1 protein-coding gene is annotated in these 324 nt (G+C 57.7%); it reads left to right on the top strand.

Annotated elements, in window-relative coordinates; translation table 11 throughout:
• A partial coding sequence (locus tag RVY79_RS18480) for a hypothetical protein (protein WP_317466001.1) occupies positions 1 to 190 on the top strand: 190 nt, incomplete at its 5' end.
• Positions 191 to 324 lie beyond the last annotated feature (134 nt).

The raw sequence follows: 324 nt of genomic DNA on the forward strand, positions 1-324 counted from the left end.
GTTCGCCGTTCCGTGGGGGGCGATGGCGCTTGATATCGAGCGCAAGTGTTTTGTGCTGGATATCGAGAAGGACAGACTGGACGTGTCGCACGGCTTTGATAAGGACCGATGGCCGAGTATGGCAGATACGACGTGGGCCACGCGGGTGCACGAGTACTACAGTGCACGTCCCTATTGGGAGGAGTTCTAACGCTGCGCTGACTGCGTATGCCGCCCCAAAAAGCACAAAGACCCGCATGCACGCATGGCGGGTCTTTTGTTGGATCGGATGAGCGACGTGGTGGTGAGTCCACCCACTATTGCGCTGCGACCTTCAACTGATTC

The organism is Chromohalobacter sp. HP20-39, assembly GCF_033052815.1.
GTDB lineage: Bacteria > Pseudomonadota > Gammaproteobacteria > Pseudomonadales > Halomonadaceae > Chromohalobacter.